The sequence below is a fragment of the Kitasatospora sp. NPDC058492 genome (genome assembly GCF_042720685.1).
In the GTDB taxonomy this organism is placed as follows: Bacteria; Actinomycetota; Actinomycetes; order Streptomycetales; family Streptomycetaceae; genus Kitasatospora.
The window spans coordinates 1-14,187 of sequence record NZ_JBHXMU010000024.1; the positions used below are offsets into that span (position 1 = coordinate 1).

Sequence of the window (14,187 nt, forward strand, 5' to 3'; positions counted from 1 at the left end):
CGGGACGAACCGTCCCGCGCCGACGGCCTTCGTGCTGTTCGCAGTGGAAGAATGGGGCCCATGAGCGAGTTCCAGATCCCAGAGCGCCACGCGCGGCTGCTGGCCTACGCGCAAAGCCTGACGCCTCCGGCCGGGTGGAAGATCGAGATCTCCGGCGACGAGATCATCATGATGGCCGGCCCATCGGTGATCCACCAGCGCAACCTGCTGCTCATCCGCGAGCAGTTCGACGCGCGTCGCCCGTCCGACCTGATGCCGAGCGAGAACACCGATCTGGCGTCGCCGAACGTGGGCAAGCTGCGCAACCCCGACCTGACCTACATCCCGATCTCGGTCGTCGAACTGGGCGGCAACGAGGTGCCGGCCGAGGAGGCGGCGATCGCGGTGGAGATCGTCTCGCCGTCGAACCCGGAGAACGACCTGGTCGGCAAGGTGCGCGACTACCCGCAGATGCGGATCCCGCTGTACCTGCTGATCGATCCGCGCAAGGGCGACATCACCCTCTACTCCGAGCCCTCCGACGGCGCCTACCGCCAACGCTGGACCGGCAGTTTCGGCGACCGGGTGCCGATCCCCACTCCCTTCGGCTTCGAGCTCGCCACCGACGGTCTCATCCGTTACCCGGCCTGACCGATCAGGTCGCCCGGCAGCTGCCGCCGGGCGACCCGCACCGCCCGAGGCGGCACCGTCAGAACGAAGACGCCCGGAACAAGAACGCCCGGACCAGCACCGCTCAGAACGGGAAGGCCGTGCGCCCGTGCTGGACGGAGATCCACTTCACGGTGGTGAACGCGTCCACCGTGGACTCCCCGTTGAGCCGCCCGATGCCGGAGTTCTTCTCCCCGCCGAACGGCACCGCCGGCTCGTCGGCGATGGTCCCGCCGTTGACGTGGATCATGCCGGTCTCGATCCGGTGCGCGACCCGGACGCCGCGCTCGACGTCGCCGGTGTGCACCGCGCCGCTGAGCCCGAAGGGGCTGTCGTTGGCGAGCCGGACGGCCTCGTCCTCGCCGTCGAAGGGCACCACGAGCACGACCGGGCCGAAGAGTTCGCGCTGGAGGATCGGCGCGTCCTCGGCCAGGCCGGTGAGGACGACGGGCTCCATCAGGCTGCCGACGGTGGTGCCGCGCAGCAGTGCGGTGGCGCCGGCGGCGATGGCCTGGTCGACCTGGGCGGTGATGGTGTCGGCCTGGACGGGGTTGATCAGCGGGCCGATCTGGGTGGCCGGGTCCTTGGGGTCGCCGACGGTGAGCGAGGAGATCTTCGCGACGAACTTGGCGGTGAACTCGGCCTCGACGGAGCGGTCGACGAGGACGCGGTTGGCGGCCATGCAGACCTGGCCCTGGTGGGCGAAGCGGCTGAACACGGCGGCGTCCACGGCGTAGTCGAGGTCGGCGTCGTCGAGCACGATCAGCGCGCTGTTGCCGCCGAGTTCGAGCACGGTCCGCTTGAAGTTGGCGGCGGCGACGGTGGCGACGTGCCGGCCGATCCGGTCGGAGCCGGTGAAGGCGATGACCTTGGGCACGGGGTGCTCGATGAAGGCGTCGCCGATCTCGGCGATGTCGGTGACCACGACGTTGAACAGCCCGGCCGGCAGGCCGGCCTCCTCGAAGAGCCGGGCGATCAGGGTGCCGCCGACGATCGGGGTCTCCTGGTGCGGCTTGAGCACCACGCCGTTGCCGAGCGCGAGGGCGGGGGCGACGGCCTTGATCGAGAGGTACAGCGGGAAGTTGAACGGGCTGATCACGCCGACGACGCCGACCGGCAGCCGGTAGAGGCGGTTCTCCTGGCCCTGCGTGATCGAGGGCAGCAGCCGGCCCTCCAGGCCCAGGGACACCCGCAGGCAGTCCCGCAGCATGTCCTTGACCAGGGAGAGTTCGAAGGCGGCCTTGAGCGCGGTGCCACCGAGCTCGGCCATGATGGCGCGGGTGATCTCCTCCTCGCGCTCCTCGATCAGGCGCAGCACGCGTTCGAAGACGAGCCGGCGGGCGTAGGGGGTGGTGGCGGCCCACTGCTTCTGGGCCCGTTCGGCGGCCCGGTAGGCCCGGTCGACCTCGGCGATGGTGGCGACGGTGATGGTGGCGAGCTTGTCGCCGGTGTAGGGGTCGACGTCGACGATGTCCCAGGAGCCGCTGCCGCTGCACCATTCGCCGTCGATGTACTGCAGCGCCAACTCGGAGAAGTACGACATCTGATCCCTCTCGTGCCGGTTCGGGGAACGTCGGCGGGCGAGCCGCTACGGCCCGGTCTGATTGGGCATCATCGTACTGACGTCTTACAGCTCTTGGCGTACGGAGTACAGGAGCTGCCGGGTCTGTTCGGGGTCGAGGCTGTCGGCGAGCAGTCCTTCCATGGCGTGGCGGTACTCGGCGACCTCGGCTGGCTTGTCGAGGTAGAGCGCGGTGGTGAACTGTTCGACGTAGACGACGTCGGCGAGTTCGGGTTCGGCGAAGCCGAGCACGGTGAAGGCGCCGCTCTCGGCGCTCAGTCCGGCGCAGCCCAGCGGCAGCACCCGGAGCCGGACGTTGGGCAGTTCGCCGAGTTCGAGCAGCCGGTCGATCTGGTTGCGCATCAGCTCGGGGCCGCCCCAGGGGCGGCGCAGCGCGGCCTCGTCGAGGATCGCGAGCAGGCGGGGGCCGCTCTCGGCGGTGAGCAGGGCCTGGCGTTTGAGCCGGACCTCGACGCGGCGTTCGATCTCGCCGGGGTCGGTGACGTGGCCGCCGGCGGCGATGACGGCGCGGGCGTAGTCGGCGGTCTGGAGCAGCCCGTGGACGAACTGGACCTCGTAGCTGCGGATCTCGGCGACGGCCTCCTCCAGGCCGACGTAGTTCTGGAACCAGGCGGGCAGCACGTCGCCGTACTCGTGCCACCAGGAGGTGGCGTTGGCGTCCCGGACGAGTCCGAGGACGGTGGCGCGCTCCTGCTCGGCCTCGACTCCGTAGAGGGTGAGCAGGTCGGCGACGTCGCGTTCCTTGAAGCCGACCCGGCCGAGTTCCATCCGGCTGATCTTGGACTCGGAGGCGCGGATCGAGTAGCCGGCCTCCTCGCGGCTGACGCCCCTGGCCTCGCGGAGCTTGCGCAGCTGGGTGCCGAGCAGCAGGCGCCGTACCGTGGCGCCTCCGCTTGTCTGAGTCGTGCTCATCGCGTCAACCTCCGCACTCGCGCAGCAGCCCCCCGGCCGTCGGCGGCAGTCTGCCACCTGGCACCGGCGAACAACAGTCCGTCCGGTCAGGCCCTCCCGCGCGGCGTCCGGAACGGGCCTACGGTAGACCCAAGTCCTGGGAAATGTCTGAGAGTTGACACGACCCTTGACGGGCCCGCCAGCTTCAGGGTAAGGCGGGGGAACGCGACGGCGCCCGCCCTCCAACTGGTCGGGGAAGAGGGCAGGCGCCAGGAGACCGCGTTGGCCCGGCGACTCTGGCGGGGGCAGCGGGTTGAGCTCCCGGCGATGCGGCACCGGGGGTTCGGGGGGCCGGTCGGCCCGTCAGACGACCAGCGGGCGGTCGGTGGGACGGATCGGGGCCGGCAGTGGGGTCTTGCCGCCGAGGTACTTGTCCACCGCGGCTGCGGCCGAGCGGCCTTCCGCGATGGCCCAGACGATCAGCGACTGACCGCGGCCGGCGTCTCCGCAGACGTAGACGCCATCGACATTGGTGGCGAACCGGCCGTCGCGGCCAATGTTACCGCGCGCGTCCAGGTCCACGCCGAGCTGCTCGACCAGGCCGTTGCGGACGTCGGTGCCGGTGAAGCCCATGGCCAGGGTGACGAGCTGCGCCGGGACGGCCCGCTCGGTGCCGGGGACGGGCTCGAAGCGGCCGTCCCTGAACTCGACCTCGACGAGGTGCAGCTCCTGGACGTTGCCGTCCTCGTCGCCGGTGAAGCGGGTGGTGTTCACGGAGTAGATCCGCTCGCCGCCCTCCTCGTGCGCGGAGGTGACCTTGTAGGTCATCGGCATGGTCGGCCAGGGCTGGTGGCCGGGGCGCTCCTCGGAGGGCCGCGGCATGATCTCCAGCTGGGTGACGGAGGCCGCGCCCTGGCGGTGGGCGGTGCCGACGCAGTCGGCGCCGGTGTCGCCGCCGCCGATGACGACGACGTGCTTGCCCTTGGCGCTGATCGGCGACTCGACGAAGTCGCCCTCCTGCACCTTGTTGGCCAGCGGCAGGTACTCCATGGCCTGGTGGACGCCCTTGAGCTCGCGCCCGGGCACCGCCAGGTCGCGTGCGGTGGTGGCGCCGGCGGCGACGACGACGGCGTCGAAGCGCTCGCGCAGCTGCTGGCCGGTGATGTCCTCGCCGACGTGCACGCCGGTGCGGAAGCGGGTGCCCTCCGCGCGCATCTGCTCGACGCGGCGGTTGATGTGGCGCTTCTCCATCTTGAACTCGGGGATGCCGTAGCGCAGCAGGCCGCCGACGCGGTCGGCGCGCTCGTACACGACGACGGTGTGCCCGGCCCGGGTGAGCTGCTGGGCGACGGCCAGGCCGGCCGGGCCGGAGCCGACGACGGCGACGGTCTTGCCGGACAGCCGCTCCGGGACCTGCGGCGTGACGCCGCCGCGGTCCCAGGCCTTGTCGATGATGGTGACCTCGACGTTCTTGATGGTCACCGCGTCCTGGTTGATGCCGAGCACGCAGGCCGACTCGCAGGGCGCCGGGCAGAGGCGGCCGGTGAACTCCGGGAAGTTGTTGGTCGCGTGCAGCCGCTCGATCGCGCCGACGAAGTCGTCCCGGTAGGCGAGGTCGTTCCACTCGGGGATGAGGTTCCCGAGCGGGCAGCCGTTGTGGCAGAACGGGATGCCGCAGTCCATGCAGCGGCCGGCCTGCTCGGTGATGATCGGCAGGAGGCTGCGCTCGACGTAGACCTCGTTCCAGTCCCGCAGGCGCACGTCGACGGGGCGCCGCTCGGCCAGCTGCTTGGGCGTGGTCAGGAAGCCCTTGGGGTCAGCCATTAGCCGCCTCCATCATCTTGCGAGTGGTCTCGGCCTCGGAGAGGCCGTCGCGCTCAGCGGCGTCCTTGGCGGCGAGCACTGCCTTGTAGTCGGTCGGCATGATCGTGGAGAAGCGGGAGACCCCGCTGCCCCAGTCGGCCAGGAGTTCGGCGGCGACGGTGGAGCCGGTCTCCTCGTAGTGCTGCTGCACGGTCTCGCGCAGCCAGTCGCGGTCGGCGGCGGAGGGGGCCTCGATGCCCACCAGGCCGTCGTTGACGTTCGCGGGGCGCAGGTCCAGGACGTAGGCGATGCCGCCGGACATGCCGGCCGCCAGGTTGCGCCCGGTCTCGCCGAGGATGACGACCCGGCCGCCGGTCATGTACTCCAGGCCGTGGTCGCCCACGCCCTCGACGACCAGGGTGGCGCCGGAGTTGCGGACGGCGAAGCGCTCGCCGGCCTTGCCGCGCAGGTGGATCCGGCCGGAGGTGGCGCCGTAGCCGATGGTGTTGCCGGCGATGACGTGGTTCTGCGCGTCGTTGCCGATGGCCGCGGCGTCGCGGGCCGGGCGGACGATCACGACGCCGCCGGAGAGGCCCTTGCCGACGTAGTCGTTGGCGTCGCCCTCCAGCCGCAGGGTCACGCCGCGCGGCACGAAGGCGCCGAAGGACTGCCCGGCGGAGCCGGTGAAGGTGACGTCGATGGTGCCCTCGGGCAGGCCCTCGCCGCGGTAGCGCTTGGTCACCTCGTGGCCGAGCATGGTGCCGACGGTGCGGTTGACGTTGCGGATCGGCAGCTGGATGCGGACGGTCTCGCCGCGTTCCAGGGCGTCCTCGGCGAGCGTGATCAGCTGGTTGTCCAGGGCCTTGTCGAGCGCGTGGTCCTGGGAGGTGGTGCGGTGGCGGGCCGCGCCCTCGGGCAGCTGCGGGACGTGGAAGAGCGGGGCCAGGTCGAGCCCGGCGGCCTTCCAGTGGTCGATGGCGGCGGCCGCGTCGATGTGCTCGGCGTGGCCGACGGCCTCCTCGATCGTGCGGAAGCCCAGCTCGGCGAGGATCTCCCGGACCTCCTCGGCGATGAACTCGAAGAAGTTGACCACGAACTCGGGCTTGCCGGAGAAGCGCTCGCGCAGCACCGGGTTCTGGGTGGCGACGCCGACCGGGCAGGTGTCCAGGTGGCAGACGCGCATCATGATGCAGCCGGAGACGACCAGCGGCGCGGTGGCGAAGCCGAACTCCTCGGCGCCGAGCAGCGCGGCGATGACGACGTCGCGGCCGGTCTTGAGCTGGCCGTCGGTCTGCACGACGATGCGGTCGCGCAGGCCGTTGAGCAGCAGGGTCTGCTGGGTCTCGGCGAGGCCGAGCTCCCAGGGGCCGCCCGCGTGCTTCAGCGAGGTCAGCGGGGAGGCGCCGGTACCGCCGTCGTGCCCGGAGACCAGCACCACGTCGGCGTGCGCCTTGGAGACGCCCGCGGCGACCGTGCCGACGCCGACCTCGGAGACCAGCTTCACGTGGATGCGGGCGGCCGGGTTGGCGTTCTTGAGGTCGTGGATGAGCTGCGCCAGGTCCTCGATCGAGTAGATGTCGTGGTGCGGCGGCGGCGAGATCAGGCCGACACCCGGGGTGGAGTGCCGGGTCTTGGCGACCCACGGGTAGACCTTGTGGCCGGGCAGCTGGCCGCCCTCGCCGGGCTTGGCGCCCTGGGCCATCTTGATCTGGATGTCGTCGGCGTTGACCAGGTACTCGGAGGTGACGCCGAAGCGGCCGGAGGCGACCTGCTTGATGGCCGAGCGGCGCTGCGGGTCGTACAGGCGGTCCGGGTCCTCGCCGCCCTCGCCGGTGTTGGACTTGCCGCCGAGGCGGTTCATCGCGATGGCGAGGGTCTCGTGCGCCTCCAGGGAGATGGAGCCGTACGACATGGCGCCGGTGGAGAAGCGCTTGACGATCTCGGAGACGGGCTCGACCTCCTCGACCGGGATCGGGGTCCGGCCGAGGGCGTCCAGCTGGAACAGGCCGCGCAGCGTCATCAGGCGGGTGGACTGCTCGTTCACCCGGTCCGTGTACTGCTTGAAGATGTCGTACCGGCGGTTGCGGGTGGAGTGCTGGAGCCGGAAGACGGTGTCCGGGTCGAACAGGTGCGGCTCGCCCTCGCGGCGCCACTGGTACTCGCCGCCGATCTCCAGCGCGCGGTGCGCGGCCGGGATGCCGGAGGCCGGGTAGGCCTTGGCGTGGCGGGCGGCGGTCTCCTTGGCGATCTCCTCCAGGCCGATGCCGCCGAGCTTGGTGGTGGTGCCGGCGAAGTAGCCGTCGACCAGCTCCTGGGAGAGGCCGATGGCCTCGAAGACCTGGGCGCCGCGGTAGGAGGCGACGGTCGAGATGCCCATCTTGGACATGACCTTGAGCACGCCCTTGCCGAGCGCCTTGATCAGGTTCTTGATGGCCTTCTCGGCCTCGACGCCCTGGATGAAGACCTTCTGGGCGACGAGGTCCTCGACGGACTCCATGGCCAGGTACGGGTTGACGGCGCCGGCGCCGTAGCCGATCAGCAGCGCGACGTGGTGCACCTCGCGGACGTCGCCGGCCTCGACCAGCAGCGACACCTGGGTGCGCTGCTTGGTGCGGATGAGGTGGTGGTGGATCGCGGAGGTGAGCAGCAGCGAGGGGATCGGGGCGTGCTCGGCGTCGGAGTGCCGGTCGGAGAGCACGACGATCCGGGCGCCGTCGGCGATCGCGGCGTCGGCCTCGGCGGCGATCTCGGCCAGCCGGGCGGCCAGGCCCTGGCCGCCGGCGGCGACCTTGTAGAGGCCGGAGAGCGTGACGGCCTTGAGGCCGGGCTGGTCGCCGTCGTGGTTGATGTGGACGAGCTTGGCCAGCTCGTCGTTGTCGATCACCGGGAAGGTGATGCCGACCGAGCGGCAGGCGGCGGCCTCGGCGGCCAGCAGGTTGCCCTCGGGGCCGAGGTTGCTGAGCAGCGAGGTGACGAGCTCCTCGCGGATGGCGTCCAGCGGCGGGTTGGTGACCTGCGCGAAGAGCTGGACGAAGTAGTCGAACAGCAGGCGCGGCTTCTCGCTGAGCGCGGCGATCGGCGAGTCGGTGCCCATCGAGCCGAGCGCCTCGCCGCCGGTCTTGGCCATCGGCGCGAGGATGACCCGCAGCTCCTCCTCGGTGTAGCCGAAGGTCTGCTGGCGGCGGGTGACCGAGGCGTGGGTGTGGAAGATGTGCTCGCGCTCGGGCAGCTTGGCGAGCTGGATCTGCCCGGCGCCGACCCACTCCGCGTAGGGGTGCTCGGCGGCGAGGGAGGACTTGATCTCCTCGTCCCCGACGATGCGGCCCTCGGCGGTGTCGACGAGGAACATCCGGCCGGGCTGCAGCCGGCCCTTCTTGACGACCTTCTCCTGGTCGATGTCGAGCACGCCGACCTCGGAGGAGAGGACGACGAGGCCGTCCTCGGTGATCCAGTAGCGGGCCGGGCGCAGGCCGTTGCGGTCGAGCACGGCGCCGATCTGGTTGCCGTCGGTGAAGGTGACGCAGGCCGGGCCGTCCCAGGGCTCCATCAGGTTGGAGTGGTACTGGTAGAAGGCGCGGCGGGCCGGGTCCATGGTGGCGTGGTTCTCCCACGCCTCCGGGATCATCATCAGCACCGAGTGCGGCAGCGAGCGGCCGCCGAGGTGGAGCAGCTCCAGGACCTCGTCGAAGGAGGCGGAGTCGGAGTGGTCCGGGGTGCAGACCGGGAAGATCCGCTCCAGGCCCCGGCCGTTGCGGTTGGCGGGGATGAGGTCGGTGGCGAGCTGGGACTCGCGGGCGCTCATCCAGTTGCGGTTGCCCTTGACCGTGTTGATCTCGCCGTTGTGGGCGACGAACCGGTACGGGTGGGCGAGCGGCCAGCTCGGGAAGGTGTTGGTGGAGAAGCGCGAGTGCACCAGGCCGACGGCGGAGGCGTAGGAGCGGTCCGACAGGTCGGGGAAGAAGGGCTCCAGCTGGCCGGTGGTCAGCATGCCCTTGTAGACGATGGTGCGCGCGGACAGCGACGGGAAGTAGACCCCGACCTCGCGCTCGGAGCGCTTGCGGACGACGAAGGCGGTCCGGTCGAGCTCGATCCCGGCCAGGCCGTCCTTGGCGAGGAAGAGCTGCCGGAAGCGCGGCATGACGCTGCGGGCGGTGGCGCCGAGCAGGTCCGGGGTGGCGGGGACGTCGCGCCAGCCGAGGACGGTCACGTCCTCCTCGGCCGCGATGGCCTCGATCCGGGCGACGGCGTCCGCGTCGGCGGCGTCCTCGTCGGGCAGGAAGGCGATGCCGACCGCGTAGGAGCCGGCGGCGGGGAGCTCGAAGTCGACCTTGCCGCGCAGGAAGGCGTCCGGGATCTGGGTGAGGATGCCGGCGCCGTCACCGGAGTCCGGCTCGGCGCCGGTGGCGCCGCGGTGCTCCAGGTTGCGCAGGACGGTCAGCGCCTGTTCGACGATGGTGTGGTCGGCGATGCCGGTCAGCGTGGCGACGAAACCGACGCCGCAGGCGTCGTGCTCGTTTCGCGGGTCGTACAGGCCCTGAGCGGTAGGTCGCGCATCCGGAACGAGCGCGTACGGCTGGCGGGCTGCGCCGGCCTGGGGCTCGTTGGCGGAGTGCATGGATGCAGGCAGCATCGGCTCTCCCGTCGTCGTCTTTCGGCTGTGTGGTGCAAGGAGGGACGACGTTGGCCCTGATGCGATTTCGTGCAAGTTACATGATGCCCAAGATCCCGGGAAGTGGAATATCTCGTCCACATGGCGGACTGATCCGCAGGTCAAGGGGGGAATGAGAGGACGCGCCACAATGCGCGTCCCCTCGATTGTGCCCGGCGGTCGGCCGCCTGAAACAGGGGCGAAACCCGATCGCCACACGGGACGATCAAGGACGCCTGTGAATCGATCCCGAGGGCTCACCCACGGATGCGAATCCTCGGCCCCGAAGCCCGGATGGTGAGACTAGGCCAGGCACCGCCCGGCGGCCATGTGCGGAACGTCACGCACTACCTGGCATAGTCATGCACTCCTCCGGGTCGTCACACACCCCGGCCGAACGAGTGCACCTAGCCGACGTGCCCGCCGATCAGCCACCCCAGCAGATACGTCACCCCGGCCGCCGCCCCGCCCAGCACCAGCTGCCGCAGCCCGCTGAACCACCAGCTGCGCGCCGTCACCCGGGCCACCACCGCGCCGCACAGGAACAGCCCCACCACCGACAGCAGCAACGCCGGCACCAGCGAGGTCGCCCCCAGCAGGTACGGCAGCAGCGGCAGCAGCGCGCCCACCGCGAAGCAGACGAAGGACGACCCGGCGGCCACCCACGGTGACGGCAGGTCGTTCGGGTCGATGCCCAGCTCCTCCCGGGCGTGGATCTCCAGGGCCTGGTCCGGGTTGGCGGACAGCTGCCGGGCCACCTCGTGGGCGAGGTCCGGCTCCACCCCGCGGGAGATGTACAGCTGCGCCAGCTCGGCCAGCTCGCCGTGCGGGTTGCGGCTCAGCTCCAGCCGCTCGGCCTCGATCTCGGCCTGCACCAGCTCGGCCTGCGAGGCCACCGAGGTGTACTCCCCCGCCGCCATCGAGCAGGCGCCGGCCACCAGCCCGGCGAGCCCGGTCAGCACCACCGTGCCGCTGGACGCCGCGCCGCCGACCACGCCGGTCATCAGCGCGAAGTTGGAGACCAGGCCGTCCATCGCCCCGAACACGGCGGGCCGCAGCCAGCCTCCGTTCACGTCCCGGTGGTGCCCGGCAGCGGGTATGCGGGGGTGGTGCCCGGCCTCGGGCTCCAGGGTGGTCGCGCTCACGGCAGTTCCCCTCCGTTCGATTCGTCTGCCCCGACCGTAGACCGTCTGACCTGCGCATTTCCAGCAAAGTAAGGCTGTCCGAACAGCGCTTCGGCCGCCCTGCGCGAGCATCGCGCGGGCGGCCGAAGCGGGGGGAACTCCCAGGTCAGGTCAGGTTCTTGGCATTCTTGTCGGCGCTCTCGACGGCCTCGGAGGCTGCCTCCGCGTCCGCCTTTTCGTCCGCGGACTGGGACAGTTCGGCGGTCTCACCGGCCCCGGCGACCTTCTCGGACGGCGCGGGCTTCCCGGCGGCCTTCTCCGCCGAAGCGGCCTTGCCGGCCTTCTCGGCCTTGCCGGACTTCTCGGACCCCGCGGCCTTGCCGGACGCCGCCGCCTTGTCGGACGGGCCCTGCGACTCGCCCTCCTCGTCGGCCAGCGGGTCGATGCTCGCCGGGTCCTCCCGGCCGGGCCGCTTCGTGCCGACGACCACCAGGTAGACCACGGCGCCGATGAACACCACGATCGACGTCCAGTCGTTCAGCCGCAGGCCGAAGTAGACGTGCGCCTCGTCGATCCGCAGCCACTCGGTCCAGAACCGGCCCACCGTGTACGCGGCCACGTACAGCGCGAAGGCCCGGCCGTGCCCCAGCTTGAAGCGGCGGTCGGCCCAGATCACCAGCAGCGCGACGCCGACGCACCAGATCGACTCGTACAGGAAGGTCGGGTGGTAGACGCCCTTGACGACCTCGCCGCCCGGCAGCGTCTTGTCGATCTCCAGGCCCCACGGCAGCGTGGTCGGCCGGCCGTACAGCTCCTGGTTGAAGTAGTTGCCCCAGCGGCCCATCGCCTGCGCGAGCGCGATGCCCGGCGCGATGGCGTCCGCGTACGCGGGCAGCGGCACGCCCCGGCGGCGGCAGCCGATCCAGGCCCCGACCGCGCCGAGCGCGACGGCGCCCCAGATGCCGAGGCCGCCCTCCCAGATCTTGAAGGCGTTCCAGGGGTTCTTGCCGACCCCGAAGTACAGCTGGTGGTCGGTGATCACGTGGTACAGCCGGCCGCCGACCAGGCCGAAGGGCACGGCCCAGACGGCGATGTCGCCGACCGTGTGCTTGGCACCGCCCCGGGCGACCCAGCGCTTGCTGCCGAGCCAGACGGCCACGACGACACCGAGGATGATGCAGAAGGCGTAGGCGCGCAGCGGGATCGGTCCGAGGTACAGGACGCCCCGCGACGGGCTGGGAATGTAGGCGATATCCATGGCGGTTCCGACGCTACAGGGTCTGCGGCCCCTGCTGGGCACCCCCGGGGTCACAGATACCGAACAACGGGCGCCGGGAACGACGCCGCCGCCCCCTCCGGACGGGGAGGAGGCGGCGGCGGTCACCCGGCGGTGTGCGGGGCTCAGCCCGCGGTCGGCGACGGGTTGTTGGCCTCCGAGGCGGTGCTGGTGGGCGCCGGGGTCTGCCCGTTGGAGCCTGCGGTGCCCAGCTGCTTGCCCTGGTTGGCGGCGTCGACCCACTTCACCAGGTTCGCCGGGGTGATCTCCTCGGCGCCGTTCTTGGGGTAGACCGGCTGGCCGTTGAGCAGCACGGTCGGGGTGGACTTGTAGCTGGACTTGTCGAAGTCCTGCTGCACGGACGACACCCATCCGCCGTACTTGTTGTCGTTGACGCAAGCCTGGAAGGCGGGCGTGTCGAGGCCGTTGACCTGCTTGGCGAGGTTGATCAGGACGGCCTTGTCGCCGAAGGCGTCGCTGGTCTCGCCCGGCTGGTTGCGGTACAGCACGTCGTGGAAGTCCCGGAAGTGCCCGGCGTCCTGGGCGCAGGCCAGCGCGTTGGCGCCCGCCTTGGAGCCCTTGCCCGGGACGGCCCGGTCGATGAACGACACGATGTGGTAGTTGGTGTAGATCTTGCCGGCGTCTTCCAGCTGGTCGACGGTCGAGGAGAACTCGCGCTCGAAGATCCCGCAGGCCGGGCAGCGCGGGTCCTCGTAGACGGTGAGGACGGCCGGGGCGTTGGCCGAGCCGGCCGGGATGACCAGGTTCTTGTCGCCGATCGTCCCGGCGGGGGCGGCGACCGGGGTCTCCGGCTTGGAGCGCTGGTTCTGCACCACGACGCCGGTGACCACGGCGGCGGCGATCACCACGAGCACCGCGCCGCCCACCAACAGCTTCTTCCTGCGCTTGGACGTGGCCTCGTCGGCCGACCGCTGCTCCAGCATCCGCTCGCGGGCGGTGCGCTTGCCTTCTCGGTTCTTCTCGCTCATTGCCTTGACATCCACAATCGGGAGGGCCTTCGTGGGGTGGGGTGGGGGTGCGGCGGGGCCGGCCGGTCAGCTCGCCAGCCAGCCGTCCGCCGAGAACCTGGTGCGGGGCCGCCACAGCAGCCACCCGGCCAGCAGGAGGAACCCGGTGTCGCGCAGGATCTCCTGGAGGTACTCGGTCTGCGAGGCGTCGACGTGCCCGCCGCCGCCGAAGCAGCCGCAGTCGATCGAGATGCCGCGCGCCCAGGCGGCGGCGATCCCGGCGATGAAGGTGAGCAGCAGCAGCGCGGAGACGCCGGCGACGATCCGGACGCCGAGGCCGATCACCAGCAGCAGGGCGAGCGCCAGCTCCAGGAAGGGCAGGGCGTAGCCGACCGGCTTGACCAGGCCCTCGGACAGGATCTCGTAGGCGCGGACGGCCTGGGCGGCCTCCGCCGGGTCGGCGATCTTGGCCAGGCCGGCCCAGCCCCAGACCACCGCGAGGCCGAGCCGGACGACGGTGCCCAGCCACGGACTCCAGGCCGGCACCGGCCGCCGGGCGGGCGGCGCGGGCGCCGGGTCACCGGGCTGCGCTGCCGGGCCGGCCATCAGGGAACCCCCCTCGGGAAACTCGTTCACTTCCTGATGAACCGTAAGGGACGAAGGGCGGTTCCTCCATATTCAGGAATTAAGCCGGATGGGTGACGTCTGGTGATGGTGTGTCCGAATCCGGCGAACGTCCGTTCAAGGGCGGACGGCCGGGCGGGTGGCCGCGCGGACGCCCGTGGTCGATCAGGTCCGCGCGGCCCTCAGGAGCGGCAGCCGGGCGGACGCCCCGGGTCGAACAGGTCGGCGCGGCCCTCGTGGTGCGGGTGGGCGGCCCGTTCGGCGGCGTCCCAGCGGGCCGCCTCGGCGCAGGCGTACGCGTCCCGCACGGCCCGCTCGGCACCGCGCCTGGCCAGCGCCTGCCCCACCTCGGTGTGCGCGCCGACGGCGGCGCCGAGCGCCAGCGCGGCGGCGGCCGCCCGCAGCAGAACGGCCCGATGGAGACCCGGCACCGGCTCACTCCTTCGCTCGCTCGGCAACCCCCGTGCACCTCGTTCGTGCACTCGTCCCTCCACTCAACGCCGGTCAACCCCGGCTGATGCGTGTGCCCGTCGCTGTTCACCCGTTCGGGGCCGCGCGAGCGCCGCCGCCCGGCGAGCCGGGCGCACGCAAGCGCGACGGCCCGCCACCCACGAAGGGCGACG

General features: G+C 71.3%; 10 protein-coding genes. 1 reads left to right on the forward strand and 9 read right to left on the reverse strand.

All coding sequences use genetic code 11. The annotated features are described in order from the left end of the window. The first annotated feature begins 60 nt into the window (after positions 1-60). On the forward strand, positions 61-630 hold the full coding sequence (locus ACFWPI_RS17665) for a Uma2 family endonuclease (RefSeq protein WP_380380536.1): 570 nt from the start codon (positions 61-63) through the stop codon (positions 628-630). A 103-nt stretch (positions 631-733) separates the two neighbouring features. On the opposite strand, the gene ACFWPI_RS17670 is transcribed toward ACFWPI_RS17665, so the two are convergent. The 9 genes from ACFWPI_RS17670 to ACFWPI_RS17710 form a co-directional block, all read right to left on the reverse strand. Beyond that, on the reverse strand, positions 734-2,191 hold the full coding sequence (locus ACFWPI_RS17670) for an aldehyde dehydrogenase family protein (RefSeq protein WP_380380534.1): 1,458 nt from the start codon (positions 2,189-2,191) through the stop codon (positions 734-736). A gap of 84 nt (positions 2,192-2,275) precedes the next feature. Further along, the gene (locus tag ACFWPI_RS17675; protein WP_363368552.1) at positions 2,276-3,142 is read right to left on the reverse strand and encodes a helix-turn-helix transcriptional regulator; all 867 of its coding nucleotides are present in this window, start codon (positions 3,140-3,142) and stop codon (positions 2,276-2,278) included. Between the two features lie 342 nt (positions 3,143-3,484). Continuing rightward, positions 3,485-4,945, reverse strand: coding sequence for a glutamate synthase subunit beta (locus tag ACFWPI_RS17680; protein ID WP_380380531.1), 1,461 nt, complete (start codon positions 4,943-4,945; stop codon positions 3,485-3,487). Then, on the reverse strand, positions 4,938-9,539 hold the full coding sequence (gltB, locus tag ACFWPI_RS17685) for a glutamate synthase large subunit (protein WP_380380529.1): 4,602 nt from the start codon (positions 9,537-9,539) through the stop codon (positions 4,938-4,940). Before gltB ends, ACFWPI_RS17680 begins: the two co-directional genes overlap by 8 nt. A 440-nt stretch (positions 9,540-9,979) precedes the next feature. Then, the gene (locus ACFWPI_RS17690) at positions 9,980-10,702 is read right to left on the reverse strand and encodes a VIT1/CCC1 transporter family protein (RefSeq protein WP_380380538.1); all 723 of its coding nucleotides are present in this window, start codon (positions 10,700-10,702) and stop codon (positions 9,980-9,982) included. A 160-nt stretch (positions 10,703-10,862) separates the two neighbouring features. Continuing rightward, a complete protein-coding gene (lgt, locus tag ACFWPI_RS17695; RefSeq protein ID WP_380376410.1) occupies positions 10,863-11,954 on the reverse strand; it encodes a prolipoprotein diacylglyceryl transferase in 1,092 nt (363 codons plus the stop codon). Between the two features lie 143 nt (positions 11,955-12,097). Further along, positions 12,098-12,961: a DsbA family protein gene (locus ACFWPI_RS17700; protein WP_380376409.1), complete on the reverse strand. Its 864-nt coding sequence runs from the start codon at positions 12,959-12,961 to the stop codon at positions 12,098-12,100. A gap of 66 nt (positions 12,962-13,027) precedes the next feature. Then, entirely contained in the window at positions 13,028-13,546 is a 519-nt protein-coding gene (locus ACFWPI_RS17705; RefSeq protein WP_380376406.1) for a MauE/DoxX family redox-associated membrane protein, read from the reverse strand. A 200-nt stretch (positions 13,547-13,746) separates the two neighbouring features. After that, a complete protein-coding gene (locus tag ACFWPI_RS17710; RefSeq protein WP_063347164.1) occupies positions 13,747-13,995 on the reverse strand; it encodes a hypothetical protein in 249 nt (82 codons plus the stop codon). Between the last annotated feature and the right edge of the window lie 192 nt (positions 13,996-14,187).